We start from the raw sequence: 26,609 nt of genomic DNA, 5'->3' as shown, positions 1-26,609 counted from the left end.
AGAATAGGATAAAGAGTGGTGATAAGGGTGAAGGATATAGAAATAGTAGAAGGTCTTCGGAAACAAGATATGTTAGCATTACATACAGCAATTGATCGATATGGAGATTTAATTTATAAGGTAGTTCATAGTATTTTAGATACTGCACAGAGTAAGGTGTTAGTGGATGAATGTGTTGACGATATTTTATTAATCGTTTGGTACAACATTAGTAGTTATGATGAAAATCGTGGGAAGTTTAGAAACTGGCTTATATCTGTCGCTAGGTTTAAGGCCATCGATTATAAACGAAAAAGTAATAAGTCTTATCAATTACAAGAGTTTCAGCAAGAAATATATGAAGATAGAAAAAATGTCAATTTAACAAAAGAAGAGCGAGATTATAATTTTTACGTTTTAATTAAAGAATTGAATGAAGAAGATAAGAAAATTTTTATAAAAAGGTATTTAGATGAATATAGCGTACAAGAAATAGCGCTTGAATTCGGTATGACACGAGATACGGTATATAGTAGGCTTTCAAGAGGGAGAAAGAAATTGAAGAAGCTGCTGGGGGGGAAAAGGAATGAATAAAGAAAAGTTACTTCAGGAATTAAATAACTTACAGTATAGCGATAATTGTGTAGATGATTATAGAAATGATGAGAAAATAGATAAAAAGAAAATAGATCGTACAAAAGAAGTTGTAACAAAAACAATTTTAATGAAACGTTGTTATGAGGTTGTACAAGAAGAGTTACAGGGAAGCGAAGAGATTTTATATAGTATGCTTGCCGAAAATCATCGTGTGAAAAATTGGCAGACAGGCACAGCAATGACATTAGGGATAGGCGTTCTTGCAATGAACTTCGGTATTAATAATGTGTTAATCGTTACAAATAAACGGTTGTATGTGTTTTTTATGGATCGTTATTATAATGAAGTTGATTTAAAAGTATGTGTATTGAATGAAGTAGCTTATATGAAAACAATATTAGACCGTAAAGGTGGAAGTGAGTTTCTGCATATAAAGTATAAAAATGATAACGAATACGTATTATTGGGAAATGCTGATGATTACAGAGAGTTATTTCAAATAGTAGGTAGGTTGAAAATAGCGAATGGAATAGAATTGAGATTACAAGATAAGAAATTAAAGAGAAAGTTAACTTTAAAACGAAGTGTGTTCAATATAATCATGTATTTACTTGTTATATATATTATGTACAAAGCCTATGTTAATTTTATGCCATAATAGGAAAAGACGGCTTCACATATATGAAGCCGTCTTTTAATTAACCTTCTTCCCACTCTTCCTCATCAACCATAAGAAATAAGGTGCTCCAAGTACAGCAACGACAAGACCAGAAGGAATTTCTTTCGGATATGCGATTGTACGTCCAAGTAAGTCAGCAACAGAAAGAAGGATTGCTCCAAATAGTGCTGAACAAACGAATAGTCTTTGATGATTCATACCAACAATAATTCTTGCTAAGTGAGGTGCGACAAGGCCTAAAAAGGCAATTGTACCGACAGCAGCGATATTTACTGATGCAAGTAGTGTCGCTAGCACAATCAGAGCAAGACGTGTTTTATTTACTGGTTGCCCAAGTCCAGTTGCTAAATCGTCTCCAAGTACGAGAACGTCAAGTTGTTTTATTAAGAAAAAGATAATGAATACAAGAATTAGAGATGGATATAGAATGATATTTTCTAAGTGATTCCATCCTCTTGCATACGTACTGCCAGATAACCATGTTAAAGCAGCGGCAACATTCAAATTGGCTCTAACGATAAAGATTTGAATAATTGCCGAGCCAAGTGCAGAAATACCAATTCCTATTAAAGCAAGGGCTGTTGGGCTAAATCCTGATTTCCATGAAAAGAAGAGGACAATTCCTACTGCAAGTAGTCCTCCGATAAATGCACCAATTGGTAGAAAGAAACCAGGAAGTGCAGGAAAGACATACATAATAGTTAAAGCACCAACACCAGCTCCCGATGAAATACCAATAATAGAAGGATCGGCAAGTGGATTTCGTAATATACCTTGGAAAACAAGCCCACTTATTGCAAGGCATGCGCCAGCAATAGCAGCCACGAGCATTCTTGGTAAACGAAGATTCATCATCATATTTTTGTCAAATAGTGTTAATTGACCTGATATAACATTTGTAATACTTTCGATATAAGCGTTACTACCGATTGTAACACCAAGAGCAATCGTCACAATACAAAGTGTGATAGATATAATGATTACCTTTTTATAAGAGTAATAGCGGGAACTAGCTCCAGCTGCATTCGCACCGTTATCATTCATATATTGTTTCGACTTCATCATTCGGTACACTAAGTAAATAAGCCAAGGAGATCCAATCATTGCTGTGACTGCCCCAACAGGAAGTTCTGCACCGGTTGGATCTATTAATTTACCGACAACATCTGCTCCAAGTAATAATACTGCCCCCCATAAGAAAGAAGAGAGAAGAAGAGTAAAGTGTTGACGGTATCCGATAAGGCGCATTAAATGAGGCGCAACTAAGCCGACAAATCCAATTGGTCCAACAACAGTAACAATTACTGCTGTTAAAAAGATTGCAGCAATGAAGGCGATAAGACGTGTTACTGCTGTTTTTTCACCAAGAGAAACAGCAACATCATCACCAAGTAAGAGAATGTTGAGTTTACGAGACATAAATAGTAAAACTAGGAAAGAAATAATGATAAATGGAAAAGCAAATTGAACGCCATCCCAGTTATTTTGAATAAGAGAGCCAGCTCCCCATAAAAATAAACCAGCTGTTTCATTTTCATAGAAAAGCTGCATCGTTCCGGTAAAGGCAGAGAGCATTAATGTAACGACCATACCAGCTAATGCCATTCTAAGTGGGGTTCCCTTTTTTCCACCAGAAATACGGTATACAAATAAAGCAGTAATAGCGCCGCCGATAAATGTGAACAGAAGAGAATTAATTTGTAAACCTTTCGGTAAGAAAATTGTAGCCGCTACTAGAAAGAAATATGCGCCAGAGTGAATACCCATTGTACTGGATTCAGCAAGTGGATTTTTCGTTAACGTTTGTAAAATAACCCCTGATGCAGCAAGAGCGCCTCCAGCTAAAATGGCAATTACAGCTCTAGGTAATCGAAGCATGATTAAAGTTTGATGTTCTAGCGATTGGTTCGGTGAGATAAGAGCATCAATAATCATACTATAGGAAATGTTTGCTTGACCTTGTCCGATATGAATAAAGAAAAGGAGGAGCAAGAGAGCTGCTCCTCCTCCGAATACAAGACTTGCTCGAAGTGTGTGTTGTAAGCTATTCATCGTGTAATCACTTCTTCGCTGTCATTACATCTGCTACTTGTGTTGCTAAAGATGTTGCAGACTCAGGACCACCGAAAATCCAAGTATCGCCTTTTAATTTATACATTTTGTTTTCTTTTTTGAACTTTAATTCTTCCCAAGCAGGGTTGCCTTTTAGTTGCGTGTCAAAAATGTTATCTTCATCCGCTACAATGTAAATGAAGTTTGAATCTTGTACACTTTGTAATGATTCTACAGTTGTTTGTTTGAAACCATCTGGCTCAGATTTTCCTGCTTCAAAAGTATTTGTTAAACCTAATTTTTTTGTAACTTGTAAAGCTAAAGAATTGTCAGTTAAGATACGGAATGTTGGTACGTTTTTAGCAGTAAATGCTTGTGCCATTGCAATGTTTTTATCTTTTAAGTCTGCTTTCTCAATTTTTGCTTTTGCATCAGCGAATGCTTTATCCATATCAGCTAATACTTTTTTACCTTCTTCTTCTTTTCCAACTGCTTTTGAAATTTGTTTAAATGTTTCTGTCATTTCAGCAAAGTGATCGTTATTACTTGTTGATGGATCAAACATAACTGTTGGTGCAATTTGCTCTAATTCATTTTTAATTGCTTTACCACGGAATGAAGCTGTGATAATTAAGTCTGGTTTTAAACGGCTAATTTCTTCTAAGTTTGGTTGTTGACGTGTCCCTACATCTACAACATCTTTACTCGGTTTTGTTTTTGTATTTACCCATTTATTATAATTCTTAATGTCTGCCATCCCTACTGGCTGAACACCAAGTGCTAATAAGTCTTCTGAATATACCCACTCAAGTACAACTACTTTTTTCGCTGGTTTATCTAACTTCGTTTCCCCTTCAGCGTGTTTAATTGTTATAGCTTGATTTTTATTGTCCGCTTTTGTTTCTTTTTTCTCCTCTTTTTGCTGTCCGCATCCAACAGCGAATAGAAGAACTACTATAAAAATACTGATAATTTTCTTCATCTTCTGCCCCCAAATTAAGTGTTTTTTGTAACTAGTACCATGAGTGAAAATGGTTATCAATTACAACACCCAAATCATACTATGAGGGTATTTTAAGTGTCAATATATTTTTAAAATTTTGACGAAAAACAACAAATTATATGAATTTATATATATTATAGTCGTTATTTATCCCGCTATTTGCCCGGCCGTAAGATTCATATCTCAAAATTTGGGTGGAGCAAAGAAGTTAGGTGGGAGTCGGGCTGATTAAAGTTTCACTTTATGGAGAGTAAGTCTCTTTACTAAAAATATTGGCGAATGTGGAAAGTTAAAATGGGAACTTGGCTGTGTACGAAAGTGTAATGTGTATGGTTAATAATCTGTGGAGATGGGGCGAAAGTACAAGCAAAAGGAGAGTGAATCGCATGTAATAATTACTAGAATGTATGGAGGAAATCTGTGTTTTATCCCCGACTAGGCAAAGTATTTCTTTGTTATTTAGATAGTTGTTTTTTTAGTTGGTGATTGCACTAGAAAGATCGAATATAAAGGAAGTGATCAACATGTCTTCATGGAGCAATAACATAAATGGATATTGTGGGTGTAATAATCAAAATGGTGTACATGTTGATTCATGCTGTTTTAGTTGCGATGGGACAGTGCCTAAGGTTGGTCCAACCGGTCCGACGGGAGCAACAGGCTCAACAGGTCCAACGGGAGCGACAGGAATAACAGGAGCAACGGGAGCGACAGGTTCAACAGGTCCAACGGGATCAACGGGTTCAACAGGTCCAACGGGAGCGACAGGAATAACAGGAGCAACGGGAGCGACAGGTTCAACAGGTCCAACGGGATCAACGGGTTCAACAGGTCCAACGGGAGCGACAGGTTCAACAGGCCCAACAGGAGCGACAGGTTCAACAGGCCCAACCGGAGCGACAGGTTCAACAGGCCCAACAGGAGCGACAGGTTCAACAGGTCCAACGGGAGCGACAGGTTCAACAGGCCCAACAGGAGCGATAGGTTCAACAGGCCCAACGGGAGCGACAGGTTCAACGGGAGCGACAGGTTCAACAGGTCCAACAGGATCGACGGGAGCAACGGGAGCAACAGGCTCAACAGGTCCAACGGGAGCGACAGGAATAACAGGAGCAACGGGTCCAACGGGTCCAACAGGAGCGACAGGAATAACAGGATCAACGGGTCCAACAGGAGCGACAGGCCCAACCGGAGCTACAGGTACAAGTATCACGGCGACATATGCATTTGCAAATAATACGTCAGGAACAGCGATATCAGTACTTCTAGGTGGAACGAATGTCCCGCTTCCGAATAATCAAAATATCGGTCCAGGTATTACGGTTTCCGGGGGAAATACAGTATTTACGGTTGCAAATGCTGGAAATTACTATATTTCATATTCGATTAATATAACGGCTTCATTATTAGTTAGTTCACGGATTACAATCAATGGAGCACCACTTGCTGGGACGATTAATTCTCCTGCTGTAGCGACTACATCATTTAGCGCAACAATCATTACAACTCTTGCAGCAGGAGATGCTATTAGCTTGCAATTATTTGGTTTGTTAGCTGTCGCAACATTATCAACAACTACTCCAGGAGCAGTGTTAACGATAATAAGATTAAGTTAAACTATAACTCTCTTACTCTTTTAAGATTAAGAGAGTTTCTACATATAATAAGAAGTTAATGAAGTAAAGCATAGTTATACAAAAGTCAGAATATTATGATTGTAACGCTATGGTGACTATAATATAATGAAAATAACCATCATGAATGAACATTCATTTATTTTTATGTATTTGAAGGGGGAATGAAGGTGGAAAAACCATGGTTGAAAAGTTATCCAGAGGAAATTCCGAGTACGATTTCTTATGATATTCAGCCGCTTCATAGATATGTAGAACAGATGGCTTCTCGCTACCCAGAAAAGAAAGCGCTTCACTTTTTAGGGAAGGATATTACGTTTTCGGACTTCCATGATAAGGTGAAGAGGTTTGCAAATTATCTTCAAAAGCTCGGTGTGGAAAAGGGTGATCGAGTTGCTATTATGTTGCCGAATTGTCCGCAAGCTGTAATTGGTTATTATGGTACATTACTTGCGGGAGGTATCGTAGTACAAACAAATCCACTGTATACAGAGAGAGAATTAGAATATCAGCTTCATGACTCGGGAGCGAAAGTAATTCTTTGTCTCGATTTAGTGTTTCCAAGAGTAACGAATGTTCAATCTGCTACAAAAATTGAGCATATTATCGTAACTCGCATTGCGGACTTTTTACCATTCCCTAAAAATCTATTGTATCCATTTGTGCAGAAAAAACAGTCAAATTTAGTTGTGAAAGTATCAGAGAGTGAAACGATTCATCTTTGGAATTCAGTAGAAAAAGAAGTGAATACGGATGTTGAGGAGCCTTGTGATCCTGAAAAAGATCTAGCTCTTTTACAGTACACAGGAGGAACAACCGGATTTCCGAAAGGCGTTATGTTAACGCATAAAAACCTCGTCTCTAACACGTTAATGGGAGTTCAATGGTTATATAATTGCAAAGAAGGAGAAGAAGTCGTTCTTGGGGTTCTTCCATTTTTCCACGTGTACGGCATGACGGCTGTTATGAATTTGAGTGTTATGCAAGGATACAAAATGGTCCTTATTCCAAAGTTTGATATGAAAATGGTTTTTGAAGCGATTAAGAAGCATAAAGTGACACTATTTCCAGGTGCACCAACTATTTATATCGCTCTTTTAAATAGCCCACTTTTAAAAGAATACGATATTTCTTCTATTCGTGCTTGTATTAGTGGATCAGCACCACTCCCAGTAGAAGTACAGGAAAAGTTCGAAACAGTTACAGGTGGTAAACTAGTAGAGGGATATGGTTTAACAGAATCCTCTCCGGTTACACATAGTAATTTTTTATGGGAAAAGCGAGTGCCAGGTAGCATTGGAGTTCCGTGGCCAGATACAGAAGCGATCATTATGTCACTTGAAACTGGTGAGGCATTACCGCCAGGAGAAATAGGGGAAATTGTAGTGAAAGGTCCTCAAATTATGAAAGGATACTGGAATAAGCCAGAGGAAACAGCGGCTGTATTGCAAGATGGCTGGCTCCATACAGGTGATGTTGGCTACATGGATGAAGATGGATTCTTCTATGTAAAAGATCGCAAGAAAGATATGATTGTCGCGAGTGGATTTAATGTGTATCCTCGTGAAGTTGAAGAAGTATTATATGAGCATGAAAAAGTGCAAGAAGTAGTGACAATTGGAGTTCCAGATCCGTACCGAGGAGAGACAGTTAAAGCATTTGTTGTGTTAAAAGAAGGTACGGAGTGCTCTGAGGAAGAATTAAATCAGTTTGCACGTAAATATTTAGCGGCTTATAAAGTGCCGAAAGTATATGAGTTTAGAGATGAATTGCCGAAAACGACAGTAGGGAAAATTTTGCGCCGTGTTCTAATAGATGAAGAGAAGAGAAAGAATGAGGATGAGCAAACGGGCTAAGGCCCTTTCTTTTTGAAAAAATAGGATTGACACTTTTCTAAATAGTCAGTATTATAAGAATATGAATGACTATTCATTCAGTCATCTTCTTGAAGGGGACAGTAAAGTGAAGAAAAATAGACCGAAATACAATCAAATTATTGATGCGGCAGTCATTGTGATTGCGGAGAATGGGTACCACCAAGCGCAAGTTTCTAAAATCGCAAAGCAAGCTGGGGTAGCTGATGGCACGATTTATTTATATTTTAAAAATAAAGAAGATATATTAATATCCTTATTCCAAGAGAAGATGGGAGAATTTGTCGAAACAATTCGTCAAAAAACAGCAGGAATTGAAAGCGCTGTATCGAAGTTATTCATGTTGGTAGAAACGCACTTCTTGCTGTTGTCGCAAAATGATCCTCTTGCTATCGTTACGCAATTAGAGCTGAGGCAGTCCAATCAAGACTTGCGCCTTAAAATAAATGAAGTATTAAAAGGCTACTTACAAGTTATGGATGAGATTTTAGAGACTGGTATAAAACAAGGTGAATTTCAAGCAGATTTAAATGTTCGCGTGGCAAGACAAATGATCTTTGGAACAGTAGATGAAGTTGTGACCAATTGGGTAATGAGCGATCATAAGTATGATCTGGTCGCACTTTCAAAAACGGTACACGGGCTACTTATTGCAGCTTGTGGTTATCGTCAATAATGGGAGGGATCATGTTGAAATTCCTATCTGTAAGAGTTGAAGATCATATCGCGGTGGCGACGTTAAATCACGCACCAGCGAATGCGATGTCTTCACAAGTTATGCATGACGTTACTGAATTAATTGATCAAGTGGAAAAGGATGATAACATTCGTGTTGTTGTTATTCACGGTGAAGGACGTTTCTTCTCAGCGGGAGCAGATATTAAAGAATTTACATCTGTTACTGAAGCGAAACAAGCAACAGAATTAGCACAGCTTGGACAAGTTACGTTTGAGCGTGTTGAAAAATGTTCAAAACCAGTTATTGCGGCAATTCATGGAGCGGCACTGGGCGGCGGCCTTGAGTTTGCTATGTCTTGCCACATGCGCTTTGCAACTGAAAGTGCAAAACTTGGTTTACCTGAATTAACACTTGGATTAATTCCTGGCTTTGCAGGTACACAGCGCTTACCACGTTATGTTGGGAAAGCGAAAGCTTGTGAAATGATGTTAACAAGTACACCAATTACTGGTGCAGAAGCATTAAAGTGGGGACTTGTTAACGGATTGTTCTCTGAAGAATCTCTTTTAGATGATACGCTTAAAGTTGCAAAACAAATTGCTGGAAAAAGTCCAGCAACAACTCGTGCTGTACTAGAGTTATTGCAAACGACAAAATCGTCTCATTACTATGAAGGTGTACAACGTGAATCACAGATTTTTGGTGAAGTATTTACAAGTGAAGATGGAAGAGAAGGTGTAGCTGCATTTTTAGAAAAGCGTAAACCTTCATTTAGTGGCAGGTAGTTCAATTATTTTTTTAATATAAATTAACAGAAAATTAAAATTGATAGAATCTTTCTGAAAAACAAGGGGGTAAATGGAATGAACATCTACGTACTCATGAAACGAACATTTGATACAGAAGAAAAAATCGTAATTAAAAACGGTGCAATTTACGATGGCGAAGCGGAATTCATCATCAACCCTTACGATGAATATGCAATTGAAGAAGCAATTCAAGTAAGAGACGCACAAGGTGGAGAAGTTACAGTTGTAACAGTCGGTGGCGAAGATAGTGAGAAAGAACTTCGTACTGCATTAGCAATGGGCTGTGATAAAGCCGTATTAATTAATATTGAAGATGATGTAGAAAATGGTGACCAGTTCACGACAGCAAAAGTGCTTGCTGAATATTTAAAAGATAAAGATGCAGATTTAATTTTAGGTGGAAACGTTGCAATTGATGGTGCATCTGGACAAGTAGGACCACGCGTAGCTGAAGCGTTAAATATTCCATATGTAACGACAATTACAAAACTTGAAATTGACGGTACAAATGTGAAGATTGAGCGTGATGTTGAAGGTGATACAGAAGTGATTGCAACTTCATTACCAGTTTTAGTAACAGCACAGCAAGGTTTAAATGAACCGCGTTATCCATCGCTTCCAGGTATTATGAAAGCGAAGAAAAAGCCGCTAGAAGAATTAGAATTAGATGATTTAGATTTAGAAGAAGATGATGTGGAAGCAAAAACAAAAACAATTGAAATCTATTTGCCTCCTAAGAAAGATGCAGGAAAAGTGTTACAAGGCGAGCTGCAAGATCAAGTAAAAGAACTTGTATCGTTGCTCCATACAGAAGCGAAAGTAATCTAATAAAATACGAAATTATATATGCAGGAGGGAAAATCTATGGCTCGTAAAGTATTAGTAATGGGTGAAGTTCGTGATGGATCGCTACGTAACGTTTCTTTTGAAGCGGTAGCAGCAGCAAAAACAATTGCAGAAGGCGGTGAAGTAGTAGGTCTTCTAATTGGAGACAGCGTTGCCTCTTTTGCAAATGAATTGATTCATTACGGTGCAGATCGCGTTGTGACAGTTGAAAATGATAAATTAAAATCATATACATCTGATGGTTATGCACAAGCGTTTTTAGCTGTACATGCTGAAGAAAATCCAGAAGGTATTGTCTTTGGACATACAGCACTTGGTAAAGATTTATCACCAAAATTAGCAGCGAAGCTTGAAGCTGGTTTAGTTTCTGACGTAACTGCTTTAGAGGTTGAAGGTGGAAATGTTATCTTCACTCGTCCAATTTATTCTGGTAAAGCATTCGAGAAGAAGATTGTAACAGACGGCATCTTATTTGTGACAGTGCGTCCAAATAACATTGCAACTCTGGAAAAAGATGAGTCTCGCAGCGGTGACGTATCTTCTATTACAGTTGATGTGAAAGATTTACGTACAATCATTCAAGATGTTGTCCGTAAAACAGCAGAAGGTGTGGATCTTTCTGAAGCAAAAGTTATTATCGCTGGCGGACGCGGTGTGAAGAGTGAAGAAGGCTTTAAACCATTAAAAGAGTTAGCAGACGTACTAGGCGGCGCTGTTGGGGCATCTCGTGGTGCTTGTGACGCTGAATACTGTGATTACTCATTACAAATTGGTCAAACTGGTAAAGTTGTTACGCCAGACTTATACATTGCATGTGGTATTTCTGGTGCGATTCAGCATTTAGCAGGTATGTCTAACTCAAAAATAATCGTTGCGATTAATAAAGATCCAGAAGCAAGTATCTTTAAAGTAGCTGACTATGGTATTGTCGGTGACTTATTCGAAGTTGTACCTCTTTTAACAGAAGAGTTTAAAAAGTTAAAAGTACATTCATGATTTAAGTACCCTTGAGTTCCAAGTGAAGTACCCCTATATATAGAAAAAGGTGAGAGATCCCCTGTCTCTCATCTTTTTAGTATTTAATCCGTATTTTTATATAGTATAAAGGAACATTTTTTTGTTACAATACATAACGATACATATTATTCGCCACGTATATAAGTTAATGATATACTCTTGGTAGAATATACTTGAAGGAGGAAATAAAATGGCAATTGTAAACGCAAATGACCAAAGCTTCGCAGCTGAAACTAGCGAAGGTGTTGTATTATTAGATTTCTGGGCACCTTGGTGTGGACCTTGTAAAATGATCGCTCCTGTATTAGAGGAAATTGATGCAGAACTAGGCGAAAAAGTAAAAGTAGTAAAAGTAGACGTTGATGAAAACCAAGAAACTGCTCGTCAATTCGAAGTAATGAGCATTCCAGCTCTTTTCGTATTAAAAGACGGTAAAGTAGTTGATCAAGCGTTAGGTTACAAACCGAAAGAAGCGTTAGTAGAATTAGTTTCTAAACACTTCTAAAATAAAAAAGCTACCATTTGGTAGCTTTTTTTATTTTCTTTTTTACAGTCTTTCCGTTACAATAAAAGAACGTATGTTGGGTGTTTGGGCATAGTATGTTTTCAAGGGAAAATAAAAATGCTAAGTATGTAGAAATGGAGGGAGACGAGTGCACGAACATTTGAAAGAGAAGTTGGCTATTTTACCAGATCAACCTGGTTGCTATTTAATGAAAGATAAGCAAGGAACGGTTATATATGTCGGAAAGGCAAAAGTGCTTAAAAATCGTGTGCGCTCGTACTTTACTGGTTCACATGATGGGAAAACACTGCGGCTTGTAGGAGAAATTGTTGATTTTGAATATATTGTAACCTCTTCGAATTTAGAAGCACTTATTTTAGAGTTAAATCTAATTAAAAAATATGATCCGAAATATAATATTCAATTAAAAGATGATAAAACATATCCTTTTATTAAAATTACGGCGGAGAAGCAACCGCGCTTACTCATTACTCGAAACGTAAAAAAGGATAAAGGGAAATATTTTGGTCCTTATCCAAATGCACAATCTGCTCATGAAACGAAAAAACTGCTAGATCGTATGTATCCACTTCGGAAATGCACGAATATGCCAGATAAAGTTTGTTTGTATTATCATATGGGTCAATGTTTAGCACCTTGTGTGAAAGAAGTGACGGAAGAACAAAATAAAGAAATTGTAGATGAAATTATTAAGTTTTTAAATGGTGGACATAAAGAAGTTCGTTCAGAACTAGAAATAAAAATGTATGAGGCTTCAGAGAAACTAGAGTTTGAACGTGCAAAAGAGTTGCGTGATCAAATTGCTCATATTGATGCGATTATGGAAAAACAAAAGATGATTATGAGTGACTTAGTGGATCGTGATGTGTTTGGATATGCAGTGGATAAAGGATGGATGTGTGTTCAAGTTTTCTTCGTTCGAAAAGGAAAGCTAATTGAACGTGATGTTTCTATGTTTCCAATCTACGATGAACCAGAAGAGGGTTTTTTAACGTTTATCGGCCAATTTTATGAAAACAGTAGTCATTTTAAGCCGAAGGAAATTGTCGTTCCAGGAAGTATAGACTCGGAATTAGTAGAGCGCTTTTTAGAAGTGGAAGCGACGCAGCCGAAACGTGGTAAGAAAAAAGACCTTGTAGAATTGGCAAATAAAAATGCGAAGATTGCTCTTGAAGAGAAGTTTTACTTAATTGAACGTGATGAAGAACGAACGATTAAAGCGGTAGATCATTTAGGGAAGCAGCTTGGGATTGAAACGCCATATCGTATTGAAGCGTTTGATAACTCAAATATTCAAGGAACAAATCCCGTTTCTGCAATGATTGCTTTTATCGATGGGAAACCGGCGAAGAAAGAGTATCGGAAATATAAAATTAAAACGGTTCAAGGACCAGATGATTATGAGTCTATGAGAGAAGTTGTGAGGCGCCGTTATACAAGGGCGCTTAAAGAAAATTCACCTTTACCTGATTTGATTATTATTGATGGAGGAAAAGGCCATCTAGCGGCTGCAAGTGATATTTTAGAGAATGAGCTCGGATTATATATTCCGATGGCAGGTCTTGTAAAAGATGATAAACATAAAACCTCCCATTTAATTATTGGGGATCCACCGGAACCTGTGATACTTGAGAGAAATAGCCAAGAATTTTATTTGTTGCAGCGTATTCAAGATGAGGTGCATCGATTTGCGATTACATTCCATCGTCAATTACATGGGAAATCTGTCATTCAATCAGCATTGGATGATATTCCAGGAATCGGTGATAAACGGAAAAAGGTATTGTTAAAACATTTTGGTTCATTAAAGAAGATGAAAGAAGCTTCTATAGAGGAATTTGTCGAAGCGGGTATGCCGAAAAATGTCGCGGAGACGATTTATACGTATTTAACAGATAAGAAGACGTTGTAGTTTACAACGTCTTCTGTTTTTTGGTATAATTTCTGAAGATTTAAAATAAACGCATCTGAATGAAAATACAAAAAAGTCAACTAAACTGATATGTCTAGTTGACTGTAGGTAATGCTTACACTTCAATGAGATCTTTTATATCCCATTTTACAAGAAATGTAATAGAGTCAGAACGTTTTTTCTTTTCTTCGTATGACTCCGCAACGACGTTCCGTTGCTTTTGGATTTGTTCAGCGATGAATCCGGCTTCTAGTTGATAAGAAGAATGTCGTTTTTGTTTTTGACGTTCTGCGATGAGTGTGCCTTTAAGTTGGAACTGCATTTCACGACGCTTATGTTCAACAATGCTTAAAGTGCCCCAGCCAGCCTTTTCAAAGAACTGAATGACTTCTTCAATTGTTTCTAGCGGATATTTTCTTGCAAGGTTTCTACCAGACCAGTATAAAATACCATCTAAATCGTTGCCGATTAAATCAGGTAGTAATTCTTCACGTAGCAATTCATAAGCGAAGGCGTTCAATGAAACATCTTCTAAAGATGTTGTATCGATTGTATTTTTACTCACAATATTCCCCTCTTTCTATAGGGATTATTATATAACATTTCACATTTATAAAAACAGATTTTTCTTTAGGAAAATCTGAATATATAAGAAGAAAAAAAGAATTGGCAAATTATATGCAAATTATGTATACGTTTTCTTGACGCTTCGACAAAAATAGGAGTAAAATGAACTTGGTATCAAATTATGCTGAAATATTTCGAATAATTTTTTCAGTTTTTCTTATGCCAATAGTGAAAAAACATTATTGTCATAAACTAATCTGAAAACAGCAGTCAAACATTCAAGGGGGGTAATGGGGACATGAAAGGCCGCGAGTATACGTTTCGTAAGTGGCACTCATTAATGGGGGTCATCCCGGTTGGTGTCTTTTTGACGCAACATTTAATTGTAAACAACTTTGCAACACGAGGAGCAGAGGCTTTTAACAAAGCTGCAGGCTTTATGGAGCTCCTTCCATTCCGGTATGCGCTAGAAATTTTCATCATCTTTTTACCGATACTGTACCATGCTATATATGGCTTATATATTGCATTTACAGCTAAGAACAATGCGGTTTCTTACGGTTATTTCCGTAACTGGATGTTCGTTTTCCAAAGAATTTCAGGTATCGTTACGCTGATTTTCATTTCTTGGCATGTCTGGGAAACTCGTATTCAAGCAATGTTAGGTAAAGAGGTAAACTATGATATGATGGCAGATATTTTAAACAATCCAGCTATGTTTGCATTCTACTTAGTTGGTGTTGTTTCAACAATTTTCCACTTTGCAAATGGACTATGGACATTCTGCATCAGCTGGGGAATTACAGTATCTCCACGTTCACAAAGAATCTCTACTTATGTAACATTAGCTATTTTCTTAGGTTTATCTTATGTAGGTGTGAGTGCATTATTAGCGTTCATCGATCCACAGCTAGCAAACCAGTAAGGAGTGGGAGAGCATGAAAGGGAAACTTATAGTAGTCGGCGGTGGCTTGGCTGGCTTAATGGCAACGATTAAAGCGGCAGAAGCAGGAGTAAATGTTGAACTGTTTTCTTTAGTACCAGTAAAACGTTCACATTCTGTATGTGCTCAGGGCGGAATTAACGGTGCCGTAAATACGAAAGGTGAAGGGGATTCTCCATGGATCCACTTTGACGATACAATTTATGGTGGGGACTTCTTAGCGAACCAACCACCAGTTAAAGCGATGTGTGAAGCAGCACCTGGTATCATTCATTTAATGGACCGTATGGGTGTTATGTTCAACCGTACGGAAGAAGGACTTCTTGATTTCCGTCGATTTGGTGGAACGCAACATCACCGTACAGCATTTGCTGGTGCAACAACTGGACAGCAATTACTTTACGCATTAGATGAACAAGTACGTCGTCACGAAGTAGCAGGACTTGTAACGAAATATGAAGGTTGGGATTTCTTACGAGCTGTTGTTGATGATGAAGGTGTGTGCCGAGGAATCGTTGCACAAGACTTACAAACTATGGAGATTAGAAGTTTCGGAGCAGATGCCGTGATTATGGCAACAGGGGGCCCTGGTATCATTTTCGGAAAATCAACAAACTCCATTATCAATACAGGTACAGCAGCTTCTGCTGTATATCAACAAGGCGCATATTATGCAAACGGTGAGTTCATTCAAATTCACCCAACGGCAATTCCTGGAGACGATAAATTACGTCTTATGAGTGAATCTGCACGTGGTGAAGGTGGACGTGTTTGGACATATAAAGATGGTAAACCATGGTACTTCTTAGAAGAAAAATATCCGGCTTACGGAAACCTTGTACCTCGTGACATCGCAACACGTGAAATCTTTGATGTTTGCGTAGAGCAAAAACTAGGTATTAACGGTGAAAACATGGTGTACTTAGATCTTTCTCATAAAGATCCAAAAGAACTAGATATTAAACTAGGTGGAATTATTGAAATCTATGAGAAATTTACAGGGGATGATCCTCGTAAACTACCGATGAAAATCTTCCCAGCTGTTCACTATTCAATGGGCGGACTATGGGTTGATTATAAACAGATGACAAATATTCCAGGTTTATTTGCAGCAGGTGAGTGTGATTATTCTATGCACGGTGGTAACCGTCTTGGTGCGAACTCACTATTATCAGCAATTTATGGTGGTATGGTAGCGGGACCAAACGCAATTGAATATATGAAAGGTCTTTCTAAATCATCTGATGCTGTTTCATCTACTGTATATGAGCAAAATGAATTAATCGAAACAGAGAAATTTAACAATATTTTAACGATGGATGGTAACGAAAATGCGTATGTTCTTCATAAAGAGCTTGGAGAATGGATGACAGATAACGTTACAGTAGTTCGTGAAAATAAAAAATTATTAGAAACAGATGCGAAAATTGAAGAATTAATGGCTCGTTACAAACGTATTAACATTAACGATACAGCAAGATGGAGTAACCAAGGTGCTTCATTTACACGCCAACTTGCAAATATGTTTGAGTTAGCACGTGTTATTACAATTGGCGCATATAACCGTAATGAAAGCCGTGGGGCGCATTACAAACCTGAATTCCCAAATCGTGATGATGCAAACTTCTTAAAAACTACGATGGCAAAATTTGAGGGAGAAGGAAATGCACCAGCATTCCATTACGAGGACGTTGATATTTCGTTAATTAAACCACGTAAACGTGATTATTCTTCAAAACACGATGTAGCTGCTAAGGGTGAAGAGAAGGGGGATAAACAACATGTCTGAGAAAACAATCCGCCTCATCATTACAAGACAAGACGGGCCAGATGCGCAAGCCTTTGACCAAGAGTTTGAAATTCCATATCGTCCGAATATGAATATTATCTCAGCACTTATGGAAATCCGTCGTAATCCTGTTGATTCAAAAGGGAACCAAACAACTCCGATTGCATGGGATATGAACTGCTTAGAGGAAGTATGTGGTGCATGTTCGATGGTGATTAACGGAAAACCACGTCAATCATGTACGGCACTTATCGATCAATTAGAGCAACCAATTCGCTTAAAACCGATGAAGACATTCCCGGTTGTACGTGACTTGCAAGTTGATCGTAGTCGCATGTTTAATGCTCTAAAACGCGTTAAAGCGTGGATTCCAATTGATGGTACGTATGACCTAGGTCCAGGACCAAGAATGCCTGAGAAAAAGCGTCAATGGGCTTATGAGCTTTCAAAATGCATGACATGTGGTGTTTGCTTAGAATCATGTCCAAACGTAAACAGTAAGTCTGATTTTATTGGACCAGCACCGTTATCACAAGCTCGCTTATTCAACTCACATCCAACGGGTGAAATGCATAAAGCAGATCGCTTACGTGCAATTATGGGAGATGGAGGACTAGCAAACTGTGGTAACTCGCAAAACTGTGTGCAATCATGTCCGAAGGGTATTCCTTTAACAACTTCAATTGCGGCATTAAACCGTGATACAACAATTCAATCGTTCAAAGATTTCTTTGGTAGCGATAATAACTATTAATAAATATTGCCTCTTCATATCGAAGAGGCAATATTTATAACTATATTTTTCTGTTTATTCTGTTTATTTTAAGATGAAAAGGAGAGATAACAATGAAGAGGATTTCTTATATTGAAGACTTTGAGCAATGGGAAAGTGGTTTTTCGTTTTACAACCCTGTAAAGGTTCGTTTTGGTGAAGTAGATATGTTTGGACATGTAAATAATGTCGTTGCTTTTACTTATTTTGAAGAAGCTCGTATTGCGTTGTTTAAAGAACTTGGATTTATGCAAGAGTGGACACATGCATCATCAGAAACGATGATCGTTGTTGCGGATTTACAATGTAATTTTATTAAGCAAATATATTTTGATGAACAGTTGAAGGTGTATGTAAAAGCAGGGTCGGTTGGGAATTCTTCTTTAGATTTACATTATATGGTGAAGAATGAAGCAGGAGAGGTTTGTTTAGTAGGTCGTGGAATGATGGTTCAAGCGTCGAAAAAAACAGGAAGAGGCGAACCATGGCCTGAAGAATGGAAGAAGAAATTACTACAATGATAGAGTGAAAGAAAAATAAGAGAGCAATTTGCTCTCTTATTTTTTGTCTTCCATCACTTCTTCTAATGTTAAGTGATGTTTATATAGGTATGTAGCGTATGGATTACCAACGTAGCGTAAGTGCCATGGTTCATATGCATATTCTGTTGTATCTGTTTTATCTTCTAAGTAACGAATGACAAAGCCGAATTCATGAGCATGTTCTGCGACCCATTTTCCTTCTGCTGTCTCCCCGAAGATAGGCTCTAATTGAAATTTAGCTGATTTTGAACTAATATCCATTGCTAAACCCGTTTGGTGTTCACTTGTACCAGGAATTGCGCTTACTGAATTAGCTTCGGCTTTTCCTTGGCGTCTAACGTATGTATCATGCAACGACTTTTGGCGTTTGTATGAACGATAACCAGATACAGCTGTAAGATCAAGCCCTTCTTTTTTCGCAGCTTTAAACATGTTTTCAAGTGCCTCTGCAGCATCTTTGCGTAGTAATGTTTTTTCTTTATCTTTTGGACTAGTAAATGGTACATTTGGTCTCGTTAAGTCTTCAGGAGTGTATCCATCTGGTAGTTTTCGATGTTTATTAATTAAGACAAGGTTAGATTTTGGATTTGTTACAACTGAAAAGTCATTGTCTATTTTCTTTGCATTATGATCAGCTTTTGGAAAATCAGGAATTTCTTCTTTTTTATGGTTAGTATGTTTTTGACTTTCGACAGCTTTCGCTTCATGATGTAGTGGTGATTTAGAACCAAAGTAAGCGAAAGATGTGATACCGATTACAATAGTAGTGGCAGAAATAATTATTATCTTTTTCATGATGCCTTGTAATCACAGTCCCTTCTTAATAGAATGTGTAATGTTTTTTTATTATAAATCTAGTTTGTTGGAAAAGGAATATAAGAGTCATAACGTAATAGAAATGCAAAGAAAATGTCAGAAAATGTGTGAATTTGTAGTATTTTTTTATATAATTCATTTCTTATCTTTCATGAAATGCATTTTTTATGTAATATATATACATAAGAAGATGTAGCGATTATCGAGAATAGAGAACTTCTTGTATAGACTAGGAGTGAATGGGAATGGATTTTGCAACAATTATTGGACTTATTTTAGGATTTGTAGCAGTGGTAGTAGGGATGGTCGTCAAGGGCGCTGACATAACAGCCTTATTAAATCCTGCCGCAGCATTAATTATTTTTATCGGTACATTTGCTGCAGTATGTATTGCATTTCCGATGAATCAACTAAAAAGGGTTCCAAAACTATTTAAAGTTCTTTTTGGTTCAAATAAAAAGGATTTAAGTTATGAACAGTTGCTAGAATTATTTGTTCATTGGACATCTGAAAGTAGAAAATACGGTATTTTGTCTTTAGAGCAACAATTAGACAAAATTCAAGATGAATTTCTTTTGCGCGGTATGAAATTTGTGATTGATGGTGTATCCGCAGAAGATTTAGAGCAGATTTTGGAATCTGAATTAGAGGCAATTGAAGAAAGACATGCAAAGGGAGCTGCTATTTTTTCACAAGCTGGTACGTATGCACCGACATTAGGAGTTTTAGGTGCTGTTATCGGTCTTGTAGCTGCGCTTGGTAACTTAACTGATATTGAAAAGTTAGGTCATGCTATTTCGGGTGCGTTTATTGCAACGATTTTTGGTATTTTTTCCGGTTATGTATTATGGCATCCATTTGCAAATAAGTTAAAGCAAAAATCTTCAGCTGAAATTGAGAAAAAACGTTTAATCATTGATTGTTTATTAATGTTACAAGAAGGTACATATCCGTTTATTATGAAGAACCGTATTTTAGGTGCACTTTCTGCAACTGAGCGTAAAAAGCTAGAAAAAGGAGCAGAAAAAAATGCGGAGTAAGAAAAATAGAAGAGGTAAAAAGAAAAAACATGATGAGCATATCGATGAAACATGGTTAATTCCATATTCTGATATGTTAACGTTGTTATTTGCATTGTTTATCGTTTTATTCGCAATGAGTAGTATAGATGCTGCGAAGTTTAAACAGATGGCAGTTGCTTTTCGAAGTGAATTAGCTGGGGGAACAGGCAACAAAGAATTTTTAAGTGATCAAAAGCCAAATGATGAAAAAGAATTATCAGCAAGTAGCCTTGAGGCAGAACAAGCAAAAAAACAAGAAGAAGCTAGAGCTAAAGAAAAAAAAGAGATGGATGAATTGAAAGCATTACAAAAAAAGATTGATCAATATATTAATGAAAAACAATTATCCTCTTCTTTTCAAACTAAATTAACTGAAAAGGGATTAATGGTGACAATATTAGAAAATATACTGTTTGATTCGGGGAAAGCAGATGTGAAATTAGAATCTTTAGGGATTGCAAAAGAGATGTCTAGCTTACTTGTTTCAGCGTCACCTCGTGAAATTACAGTATCGGGTCATACGGATAATGTCCCTATTGCCAATGCGCAGTTTGCGTCGAATTGGGAATTAAGTACGCAGCGGGCAGTTAATTTTATGCAAGTATTACTGCAAAATAAAGAATTACAACCAGAAAAATTTAGTGCGATTGGATACGGAGAATACCGTTCAATTGCTCCAAACGATACGCAAGAAGGAAAGGCAAAGAATAGACGTGTGGAAGTATTTATCTTGCCTTTAACAGAGAAAGTAAAATAAAAGAGGATGGCGAATGCCATCCTCTTTTATTTTACATCAAATGATTTTAAGTTGTCGCGACGGATTTTATCTTTTTCTGCATCTGATTTTTTGAAATCATAATCATATAAAGCGCCTTCCCAATCACCATACATTGGATTCGGGAAAATAATGAATTTCTCACCAAATTGTGCTTTTGAATCTTCTACTGTTTGGTTACGATCTTTTACAGATTTTCCATCAAAACCTGTGAAATCAGACAAGTTATCACCGAAGAATAAGACAATATCATGGGTTTGAGAAACGAGTTCACGGCGTTTTTCTTTCCCTTTTTCTTTCGGATCTTGTAGTAATATATGTTCTTTCGTTGCTTGAGGAGCACCTACACGCTCAAGATTTTTAATTGTTGCATCTAGTTGATTCGTTTTACGATTTGAGACGTAGTAAATATCTACACCTTTAGACTCTGTATATTTTAAGAAATCAATTGCGCCTGGAAGGGCTTCAGCCTCAGCTTTGTTAATCCAATCATCCCATTTGTAAGGATAGCCTTTGCCTGTTTTTACGCTCATTGCTTGATGAGGACTGTTATCTAAAACAGTTTCGTCTAAATCAAGCACGATAGCAGGTTTTTTCTCTGTCCCTTTTGCAAGAATTGCATCAAGCTTTAATTGACCAATGTTGTACCCTTGGTAGTAAAGTGCTTTCGTTTCACCGGCTGTTTGATACCATAAATCAGCCATTAATTGTTGTTCTGTTAATTTTACTTTCTCTTCTTTCGCCACTGTTTTCTCTGGTGTTCCTGAACATGCTACAAGTGATGTAGATAGAACTGCTACAGATAATAAAGTGGTAATGCCCCTCTTCATCTTCATATGTATCCTCCTTGATGTTAGAAAATCATTTTATATTATATATTAAAATATAATATTTTTATATGAACATTTGCATATTGTCTTTTGTATATATAGTAGTATGTCCTATATTAGAAAGATGAGCAAAATAATAATAGTTGTTTTGACAATTTTTATTGTCGTAATGACAATTATAATTGACAAAAAGAACTTTGTTATTTACAATTTTAACTAAATAGAACAAATGATGGATTCATGACGATGTTTACATATAAGAGGATGAAGCGTGGTGCTATATTTTGTCTTGAATAAACATAGTCTTTGAAAGAGAGCACGAATGATACTAAAGGGGAGGCTTTATACTTTGAGTTTACAAATTCAAAACTTAACGAAACAATTTGGGGAATCAAAAGCAGTTAACGGTTTGCAAATTTCGTTACCAAAAGGTGAAGTACTAGGGTTACTTGGACGAAATGGTGCAGGGAAAACAACAACAATCAAAATGCTTCTCGGATTATTAACGCCTAATGAAGGTTCGATTACATGGGATGGAAAAGCATTTGGAAATAGTGGTGTAACAATTGGGTATTTACCAGAAGAAAGAGGTTTATATACAAAAAGTAGAGTAATAGATCAGCTGCGATATTTTGGTAGATTAGAAGGAATGTCGAAGAAAGAAGTAGATCATGCTATTGATCACTGGTTAGAGCGTTTAGCGATACCAGAATATAAATTTAAAACGGCTGGAGAGCTTTCAAAAGGGAATCAGCAAAAAATCCAATTAATTGCTGCTCTTCTTCATAATCCGGAACTTCTCATTTTAGATGAACCATTCAGCGGCCTTGATCCAGTTAATGCTGGGATGTTAGCTAGTATTATTGAAGAACAAGTACAGAGCGGAAAGACGATTATTTTATCAAGTCATCGTATGGAACAAGTAGAGGCTTTTTGCCAACATGTATGTATTTTGAAAAAAGGTGAGGCAGTCGTAAAAGGACAGCTAAGTGATATTAAGAAAGAATACGGTTTCCGTAATTTAACGATTGAAGATACAGTAGAGAATGAAAAGGGATTAGAAGCTATACATGTATCGTATGAAAAACAACAAGGCCTTCTTTATGTGAAAGTACAAGACGATGCGGAAGCTCTCAAGATTTTGCAACAGTTGCAAGAGCAAGGTGTTAGCTTACGACAATTCAAAATGTTAGAGCCGACGTTAAACGAAATCTTTGTAGAGAGGGCGAAATAACGATGCGTAAATTTTCTCACGTATTTTCATTTTATTTTAGGGAAGCATTTTTATCTAAAAAATCATTAATTACGAGTGCGATTTTATTTTTAGTTGTGTTTGGGATTTTTGCATTTAATCATTTTACTTCAGGCGATGATAAAAATAAGGATAAAGATAAAATTGCAGTTGTAGTAGAGAGTTCCACATATAAAGTACAAAAAGATGAGCTAAATAAGCTATTGCCATCAGCAAAAATAACAATTGGTTCAAAGGATGATTTTGATAAACTGCATAAGCAAGTAGAAGAAGGCGATTTAGATGGTCTATTCCATGTGACGGAAAAGGATGGGGCTCCATCGATTACATATATGTATAATGGATTTCCAAGCCAAGCAACTTCTGCAATTATGGCAGGATATTTAAAGCAACAATATACGATGGTGACGATTGCCAAAAATAATGTTTCACCAGAAATTGCACAGCAATTACAAACAGAAATTCAAGTAAAGCAAGAAGCGATAAAAGATCGTACATCTTCTTTCGGAATTGCCTATTTCTTTACATTTGCTTTATATATGTTTATTGTAGCGTTCGGAAATACAATCGCAATGAATATTGCATCTGAAAAGGCGTCACGTGTAATGGAAGTAATGCTTCCGAAAGTGAAGCCTCTTACGATGATGTATGCGAAAATTTTAGCGGTTGTTTCAACGGCGTTATTACAACTTGTCATATTGGCGTGTGGTTATCTTATTCCATATTTGTTAGGTTGGGTCGATTTAGAAAGTGCCTCACTATTTGGTATTCCAATTGACTTTACGAAATTAGATGCAAAGGTTATCAGCATGTTTCTTGTTTATTTCATTACGGGATATTTACTTTATGCGATGATGTATGCTGCTGCTGGAGCTGTCGTGTCTAAGACGGAGGATTTACAAGCTGTATCTTTCCCGGTAATGATTTTAATTATGGCTGCATTCTTTATTAGTATTAAATCATTAAGTGATCCGAATAGTACTATCGTCGTTGTAAGTTCTTACATTCCATTCTTTACACCGATGGTTACCTTCTCACGTATTGTAGCTGGTGAAGCAGGTATGCTAGAAATTACGATAACATTAGCAGTCTTATTGGCGACAATTGCGGTATTAAATGCTGTTACAAGCCGCATTTACGTAAACGGCGTAATGAATTACTCAGATAAAGTGAAATTTAAAGATTTAGCGAAATTTATAAAGCGTCAATAATGAGAGAAAAGCGTGATTTCTTATTGAAATCATGCTTTTTCTTTATGTATAAATTAAAAATAGTATATAATGATAAGAGTCGTCTTTTAATAGAATGAATAAAAAGGAGGGTGTGCAGATGGGGATTAGTAGTCGTTTTACAGTAGGTGTTCATATGCTGACATTACTTGCGATAGATCGAAACTCTCGCTGTACCTCTGAATGGATTGCCGGTAGTGTGAATACAAATCCAGTTGTGATTCGTCGCATTACAGGAATGTTGAAGAGAGCAGGACTTGTTGATGTACAAGCTGGTAAAGGTGGTACGACACTTGCTCGAGATTTAGAAGAAATTACATTACTTGATGTATATAAAGCAGTGGAAGTTGTAGAAGAAGGACAGCTATTTTCCTTCCATGAAAATCCCAACATTGAATGTCCAGTAGGAGCTAATATTCAATCAGTATTAGAAATTATTTTAATGCAAGCGCAAGAAGCGATGGAAAACGTACTTGCAAATGTAACGGTAGATCAATTAGTTACAAATTTAAAGTCTAAAATGAAAGAATAAAAAAAGCGAGCTTCCTCATAATGAGGGCTCGCCTTTTTTTATTCAGAAATATTGAAAATTCTATTTTTCAGTATTTAAAATGAATTTACCTACGATAGCTGCGAAGATACCACCAAGAATTGGTGCTACGATGAATACCCATAGTTGAGAAAGTGCTTCTCCACCAACAAATAAAGCTGGTGCGATACTACGAGCTGGGTTAACAGATGTTCCAGTTAACGGAATTCCTAATAAGTGAATTAAAACTAATGTGAAACCAATTACTAGTCCAGCTAAAGAAGAACTTCCTTTTTTACCTGTTACAGCAACGATAACTAAAATAAATACGAAAGTTAAAATGAACTCAACTAAAAATGCTCCAGATAAACCAAGAGTTCCGAAACCATTTTGTCCTAAATTATCTAAAGGTGTTTTAGCAGATTTTAAAATTGTTACTAACGTTGCAGTTCCTAATAAACCACCTAAAATTTGAGCTAATACATAATAACAAAGTTCCATAGCGTTCATTCGTTTGTTGATGAACATAGCTACTGATACTGCTGGGTTAATGTGACATCCAGAAATTGTTCCGATGCTATATGCCATAGCTACAATAGATAGACCGAAAGCCATAGCGATTCCTAATGTTCCAATTCCTTCAATTCCGCCGCCAGTGACAGCTACTCCAGTTCCGAATAATACAAGTACAAATGTACCAATAAATTCAGCGATTGCTTTTTTTAACATAATTTACCTCCTATTAATGCGCATGAAACGTATTATAACATAAGTTTTAGTATAAGCAGCCAATGAAATACTATTCTGATAAGGCGAAATAGGGGGACAATAAAAAAGAGTATGGTTCATCTCTATAGAACCATACCCTTTTTTTATGCCGATTTTTTCTGTTTAACGACTGGAACAGAACGGTTTAAAATACTATTTGCAACCATTCCTAACATGATAATAATCATTCCGATGAGAGAAAGTCCTCCAGGGAGTGAACCATTTAAGAAAATGATTTCTCCAAGTACGGTAAAGACCATCGTTCCAGCTTGTGTTGCTTCAACAGCTCCAAGTAGAGCGAGGTTATCTTTTGCTAAGTCAGTAGCAAAGAAAAATGTCATCGTTGCAATAACGCCGGAACATAATGCTAACAAAAATCCTTGAAGTATTTGGTTGGATGTTGGAATGCCAGTAGTAGAAAATCCGTATATACCAAGCAAGATTGTTATAGGAAGACTTCCAATTGCCATTCCTAATACACGTTGGAACGTATCAAGGCGTCCACCAACAAGCTCCATCATTTTTCGGTTACCGAACGGATATAAGAAAGCGGCTAATACGACAGGTAAAAAACCTGAAATGAACTGAGTCATTGTAATATGGCCTGCGGCAGTTGCTTGCATACAAATTACACCAAGTAAAATAAATAATGCAACATATAAGCTACGAAGTGGAATTTTTCCACGTACAAGTTTCGTACCTGATTTTGTTTCTATTTTCACGAAAAATAGTGGTGATAGTAGTAAACCAGCTAAAATCGTAACTTGCCAAGTTCCAGCAACGAGCCAAGCTGGAGAAAAGACAGCTGCGAAACTTAATAAAGAATAAAAACCAATACCGGCAACAGAACCCCATCCGATCCATGCCAATGGATGTTTTTTTAAATCTTCCCATAATCCCCTAAAGTTTTTGCGAAATAAAACGATAAGGAATAAAATAGGAAGAGCAAATAAAAAACGGAAGGAAGCTGTCCAAGCCCAGCTCGTTCCAGATACATTCATTGCTCTATTAATAATAAAGGTTGCAGAAAAAAAGGCCGATGATAAAAGACCTAATAAAATTGCGCGCATGAAGTATAACACTCCTTTCGAAAATAAATAATTATGTATAGTATGATATACTTTTAATT

General features: G+C 36.8%; 26 protein-coding genes. 19 read left to right on the top strand and 7 right to left on the bottom strand.

Annotated elements, in window-relative coordinates; genetic code table 11:
• Positions 1 to 69 precede the first annotated feature (69 nt).
• Entirely contained in the window at positions 70 to 573 is a 504-nt protein-coding gene (locus MHB52_RS23415; protein WP_206702468.1) for a sigma-70 family RNA polymerase sigma factor, read from the top strand.
• Entirely contained in the window at positions 566 to 1,234 is a 669-nt protein-coding gene (locus MHB52_RS23410) for a hypothetical protein (RefSeq protein ID WP_001031129.1), read from the top strand. Before MHB52_RS23415 ends, MHB52_RS23410 begins: the two co-directional genes overlap by 8 nt.
• A gap of 36 nt (positions 1,235 to 1,270) precedes the next feature.
• Here the strand turns inward: MHB52_RS23410 and fhuB are convergent, their stop codons facing one another.
• Entirely contained in the window at positions 1,271 to 3,307 is a 2,037-nt protein-coding gene (fhuB, locus tag MHB52_RS23405) for a Fe(3+)-hydroxamate ABC transporter permease FhuB (RefSeq protein ID WP_001087096.1), read from the bottom strand.
• Between the two features lie 7 nt (positions 3,308 to 3,314).
• The gene (locus MHB52_RS23400; protein ID WP_000720874.1) at positions 3,315 to 4,289 is read right to left on the bottom strand and encodes an ABC transporter substrate-binding protein; all 975 of its coding nucleotides are present in this window, start codon (positions 4,287 to 4,289) and stop codon (positions 3,315 to 3,317) included.
• A gap of 545 nt (positions 4,290 to 4,834) precedes the next feature.
• Between MHB52_RS23400 and MHB52_RS23395 the strand changes: the two genes are divergently transcribed.
• The 8 genes from MHB52_RS23395 to uvrC all read left to right on the top strand — a co-directional run bounded on the left by MHB52_RS23395 (position 4,835) and on the right by uvrC (position 13,607).
• Positions 4,835 to 5,926, top strand: coding sequence for a BclA C-terminal domain-containing protein (locus tag MHB52_RS23395; protein WP_227593283.1), 1,092 nt, complete (start codon positions 4,835 to 4,837; stop codon positions 5,924 to 5,926).
• A gap of 188 nt (positions 5,927 to 6,114) precedes the next feature.
• Complete coding sequence (locus MHB52_RS23390; RefSeq protein ID WP_016118686.1) at positions 6,115 to 7,800, top strand: long-chain-fatty-acid--CoA ligase; 1,686 nt, start codon at positions 6,115 to 6,117, stop codon at positions 7,798 to 7,800.
• A gap of 106 nt (positions 7,801 to 7,906) precedes the next feature.
• Complete coding sequence (locus MHB52_RS23385; RefSeq protein ID WP_000742223.1) at positions 7,907 to 8,494, top strand: TetR/AcrR family transcriptional regulator; 588 nt, start codon at positions 7,907 to 7,909, stop codon at positions 8,492 to 8,494.
• Between the two features lie 11 nt (positions 8,495 to 8,505).
• Positions 8,506 to 9,282, top strand: coding sequence for an enoyl-CoA hydratase (locus tag MHB52_RS23380; RefSeq protein WP_000911292.1), 777 nt, complete (start codon positions 8,506 to 8,508; stop codon positions 9,280 to 9,282).
• Positions 9,283 to 9,360: 78 nt separating this feature from the next.
• A complete protein-coding gene (etfB, locus tag MHB52_RS23375) occupies positions 9,361 to 10,134 on the top strand; it encodes an electron transfer flavoprotein subunit beta (protein ID WP_001029028.1) in 774 nt (257 codons plus the stop codon).
• A 36-nt stretch (positions 10,135 to 10,170) separates the two neighbouring features.
• Positions 10,171 to 11,148: an electron transfer flavoprotein subunit alpha gene (gene etfA, locus MHB52_RS23370; RefSeq protein ID WP_000101947.1), complete on the top strand. Its 978-nt coding sequence runs from the start codon at positions 10,171 to 10,173 to the stop codon at positions 11,146 to 11,148.
• A gap of 211 nt (positions 11,149 to 11,359) precedes the next feature.
• The gene (gene trxA / locus MHB52_RS23365; RefSeq protein WP_001018943.1) at positions 11,360 to 11,674 is read left to right on the top strand and encodes a thioredoxin; all 315 of its coding nucleotides are present in this window, start codon (positions 11,360 to 11,362) and stop codon (positions 11,672 to 11,674) included.
• A gap of 148 nt (positions 11,675 to 11,822) precedes the next feature.
• Complete coding sequence (gene uvrC, locus MHB52_RS23360; RefSeq protein WP_000544295.1) at positions 11,823 to 13,607, top strand: excinuclease ABC subunit C; 1,785 nt, start codon at positions 11,823 to 11,825, stop codon at positions 13,605 to 13,607.
• A 115-nt stretch (positions 13,608 to 13,722) separates the two neighbouring features.
• On the opposite strand, the gene MHB52_RS23355 is transcribed toward uvrC, so the two are convergent.
• Complete coding sequence (locus MHB52_RS23355) at positions 13,723 to 14,172, bottom strand: YslB family protein (RefSeq protein WP_000042226.1); 450 nt, start codon at positions 14,170 to 14,172, stop codon at positions 13,723 to 13,725.
• A gap of 300 nt (positions 14,173 to 14,472) precedes the next feature.
• On the opposite strand from MHB52_RS23355, the gene sdhC reads away from it, so the two are divergent.
• The 4 genes from sdhC to MHB52_RS23335 all read left to right on the top strand — a co-directional run bounded on the left by sdhC (position 14,473) and on the right by MHB52_RS23335 (position 18,199).
• Positions 14,473 to 15,099 (top strand): succinate dehydrogenase cytochrome B558, encoded by a 627-nt coding sequence (sdhC, locus tag MHB52_RS23350; RefSeq protein WP_000678354.1) that lies wholly within the window; start codon positions 14,473 to 14,475, stop codon positions 15,097 to 15,099.
• A gap of 13 nt (positions 15,100 to 15,112) precedes the next feature.
• Complete coding sequence (gene sdhA, locus MHB52_RS23345; protein ID WP_000676750.1) at positions 15,113 to 16,906, top strand: succinate dehydrogenase flavoprotein subunit; 1,794 nt, start codon at positions 15,113 to 15,115, stop codon at positions 16,904 to 16,906.
• Positions 16,899 to 17,660: a succinate dehydrogenase iron-sulfur subunit gene (sdhB, locus tag MHB52_RS23340; RefSeq protein ID WP_001291827.1), complete on the top strand. Its 762-nt coding sequence runs from the start codon at positions 16,899 to 16,901 to the stop codon at positions 17,658 to 17,660. Before sdhA ends, sdhB begins: the two co-directional genes overlap by 8 nt.
• A gap of 92 nt (positions 17,661 to 17,752) precedes the next feature.
• Positions 17,753 to 18,199 carry an acyl-CoA thioesterase gene (locus MHB52_RS23335; protein WP_000822736.1) on the top strand — a complete coding sequence of 149 codons (447 nt, stop codon included), beginning with the start codon at positions 17,753 to 17,755 and terminating at the stop codon, positions 18,197 to 18,199.
• Positions 18,200 to 18,235: 36 nt separating this feature from the next.
• Here the strand turns inward: MHB52_RS23335 and MHB52_RS23330 are convergent, their stop codons facing one another.
• Positions 18,236 to 19,015, bottom strand: a complete 780-nt coding sequence (locus MHB52_RS23330) for a M15 family metallopeptidase (protein ID WP_016118685.1) — start codon at positions 19,013 to 19,015, stop codon at positions 18,236 to 18,238.
• A 266-nt stretch (positions 19,016 to 19,281) separates the two neighbouring features.
• Here MHB52_RS23330 and motA point away from each other — a divergent pair, with 266 nt between their 5' ends.
• Together motA and motB are read left to right on the top strand one after the other, a co-directional pair.
• Positions 19,282 to 20,076, top strand: coding sequence for a flagellar motor stator protein MotA (motA, locus tag MHB52_RS23325; RefSeq protein WP_000344853.1), 795 nt, complete (start codon positions 19,282 to 19,284; stop codon positions 20,074 to 20,076).
• On the top strand, positions 20,066 to 20,854 hold the full coding sequence (gene motB, locus MHB52_RS23320) for a flagellar motor protein MotB (RefSeq protein WP_001256734.1): 789 nt from the start codon (positions 20,066 to 20,068) through the stop codon (positions 20,852 to 20,854). Before motA ends, motB begins: the two co-directional genes overlap by 11 nt.
• Before the next feature lie 26 nt (positions 20,855 to 20,880).
• On the opposite strand, the gene MHB52_RS23315 is transcribed toward motB, so the two are convergent.
• Entirely contained in the window at positions 20,881 to 21,708 is an 828-nt protein-coding gene (locus MHB52_RS23315; protein ID WP_044796505.1) for a 5'-nucleotidase, lipoprotein e(P4) family, read from the bottom strand.
• Between the two features lie 343 nt (positions 21,709 to 22,051).
• Here MHB52_RS23315 and MHB52_RS23310 point away from each other — a divergent pair, with 343 nt between their 5' ends.
• From MHB52_RS23310 to MHB52_RS23300, 3 genes are all read left to right on the top strand, one after another.
• Positions 22,052 to 22,936: an ABC transporter ATP-binding protein gene (locus MHB52_RS23310; RefSeq protein ID WP_000058117.1), complete on the top strand. Its 885-nt coding sequence runs from the start codon at positions 22,052 to 22,054 to the stop codon at positions 22,934 to 22,936.
• A gap of 2 nt (positions 22,937 to 22,938) precedes the next feature.
• Positions 22,939 to 24,165, top strand: a complete 1,227-nt coding sequence (locus MHB52_RS23305; RefSeq protein ID WP_016118684.1) for an ABC transporter permease — start codon at positions 22,939 to 22,941, stop codon at positions 24,163 to 24,165.
• Between the two features lie 118 nt (positions 24,166 to 24,283).
• A complete protein-coding gene (locus MHB52_RS23300) occupies positions 24,284 to 24,715 on the top strand; it encodes an Rrf2 family transcriptional regulator (protein ID WP_000512998.1) in 432 nt (143 codons plus the stop codon).
• 60 nt (positions 24,716 to 24,775) lie between these two features.
• On the opposite strand, the gene MHB52_RS23295 is transcribed toward MHB52_RS23300, so the two are convergent.
• Both MHB52_RS23295 and MHB52_RS23290 read right to left on the bottom strand, forming a co-directional pair.
• A complete protein-coding gene (locus tag MHB52_RS23295; RefSeq protein ID WP_000913213.1) occupies positions 24,776 to 25,441 on the bottom strand; it encodes an aquaporin in 666 nt (221 codons plus the stop codon).
• 143 nt (positions 25,442 to 25,584) lie between these two features.
• Positions 25,585 to 26,550: a DMT family transporter gene (locus tag MHB52_RS23290; RefSeq protein WP_001201625.1), complete on the bottom strand. Its 966-nt coding sequence runs from the start codon at positions 26,548 to 26,550 to the stop codon at positions 25,585 to 25,587.
• Between the last annotated feature and the right edge of the window lie 59 nt (positions 26,551 to 26,609).

The sequence above is a fragment of the Bacillus sp. FSL K6-0073 genome, from assembly GCF_038006085.1.
In the GTDB taxonomy this organism is placed as follows: Bacteria; Bacillota; Bacilli; order Bacillales; family Bacillaceae_G; genus Bacillus_A; species Bacillus_A cereus.
Note: the sequence above shows the minus strand (reverse complement) of the source record. Positions and strands in the feature narration are given on the sequence as shown.

Coding starts and splice junctions, on each gene's coding strand:
- MHB52_RS23290 (WP_001201625.1), bottom strand. CDS start 26,550: ATGCGCGCAATTTTATTAGGTCTTTTATCATCGGCCTTTTTTTCTGCA.
- motA (WP_000344853.1), top strand. CDS start 19,282: ATGGATTTTGCAACAATTATTGGACTTATTTTAGGATTTGTAGCAGTG.
- MHB52_RS23395 (WP_227593283.1), top strand. CDS start 4,835: ATGTCTTCATGGAGCAATAACATAAATGGATATTGTGGGTGTAATAAT.
- MHB52_RS23335 (WP_000822736.1), top strand. CDS start 17,753: ATGAAGAGGATTTCTTATATTGAAGACTTTGAGCAATGGGAAAGTGGT.
- MHB52_RS23400 (WP_000720874.1), bottom strand. CDS start 4,289: ATGAAGAAAATTATCAGTATTTTTATAGTAGTTCTTCTATTCGCTGTT.
- etfA (WP_000101947.1), top strand. CDS start 10,171: ATGGCTCGTAAAGTATTAGTAATGGGTGAAGTTCGTGATGGATCGCTA.
- trxA (WP_001018943.1), top strand. CDS start 11,360: ATGGCAATTGTAAACGCAAATGACCAAAGCTTCGCAGCTGAAACTAGC.
- MHB52_RS23415 (WP_206702468.1), top strand. CDS start 70: ATGTTAGCATTACATACAGCAATTGATCGATATGGAGATTTAATTTAT.
- MHB52_RS23330 (WP_016118685.1), bottom strand. CDS start 19,015: ATGAAAAAGATAATAATTATTTCTGCCACTACTATTGTAATCGGTATC.
- etfB (WP_001029028.1), top strand. CDS start 9,361: ATGAACATCTACGTACTCATGAAACGAACATTTGATACAGAAGAAAAA.
- MHB52_RS23295 (WP_000913213.1), bottom strand. CDS start 25,441: ATGTTAAAAAAAGCAATCGCTGAATTTATTGGTACATTTGTACTTGTA.
- MHB52_RS23300 (WP_000512998.1), top strand. CDS start 24,284: ATGGGGATTAGTAGTCGTTTTACAGTAGGTGTTCATATGCTGACATTA.
- fhuB (WP_001087096.1), bottom strand. CDS start 3,307: ATGAATAGCTTACAACACACACTTCGAGCAAGTCTTGTATTCGGAGGA.
- MHB52_RS23380 (WP_000911292.1), top strand. CDS start 8,506: ATGTTGAAATTCCTATCTGTAAGAGTTGAAGATCATATCGCGGTGGCG.
- sdhC (WP_000678354.1), top strand. CDS start 14,473: ATGAAAGGCCGCGAGTATACGTTTCGTAAGTGGCACTCATTAATGGGG.
- MHB52_RS23305 (WP_016118684.1), top strand. CDS start 22,939: ATGCGTAAATTTTCTCACGTATTTTCATTTTATTTTAGGGAAGCATTT.
- MHB52_RS23315 (WP_044796505.1), bottom strand. CDS start 21,708: ATGAAGATGAAGAGGGGCATTACCACTTTATTATCTGTAGCAGTTCTA.
- MHB52_RS23410 (WP_001031129.1), top strand. CDS start 566: ATGAATAAAGAAAAGTTACTTCAGGAATTAAATAACTTACAGTATAGC.
- motB (WP_001256734.1), top strand. CDS start 20,066: ATGCGGAGTAAGAAAAATAGAAGAGGTAAAAAGAAAAAACATGATGAG.
- sdhB (WP_001291827.1), top strand. CDS start 16,899: ATGTCTGAGAAAACAATCCGCCTCATCATTACAAGACAAGACGGGCCA.
- sdhA (WP_000676750.1), top strand. CDS start 15,113: ATGAAAGGGAAACTTATAGTAGTCGGCGGTGGCTTGGCTGGCTTAATG.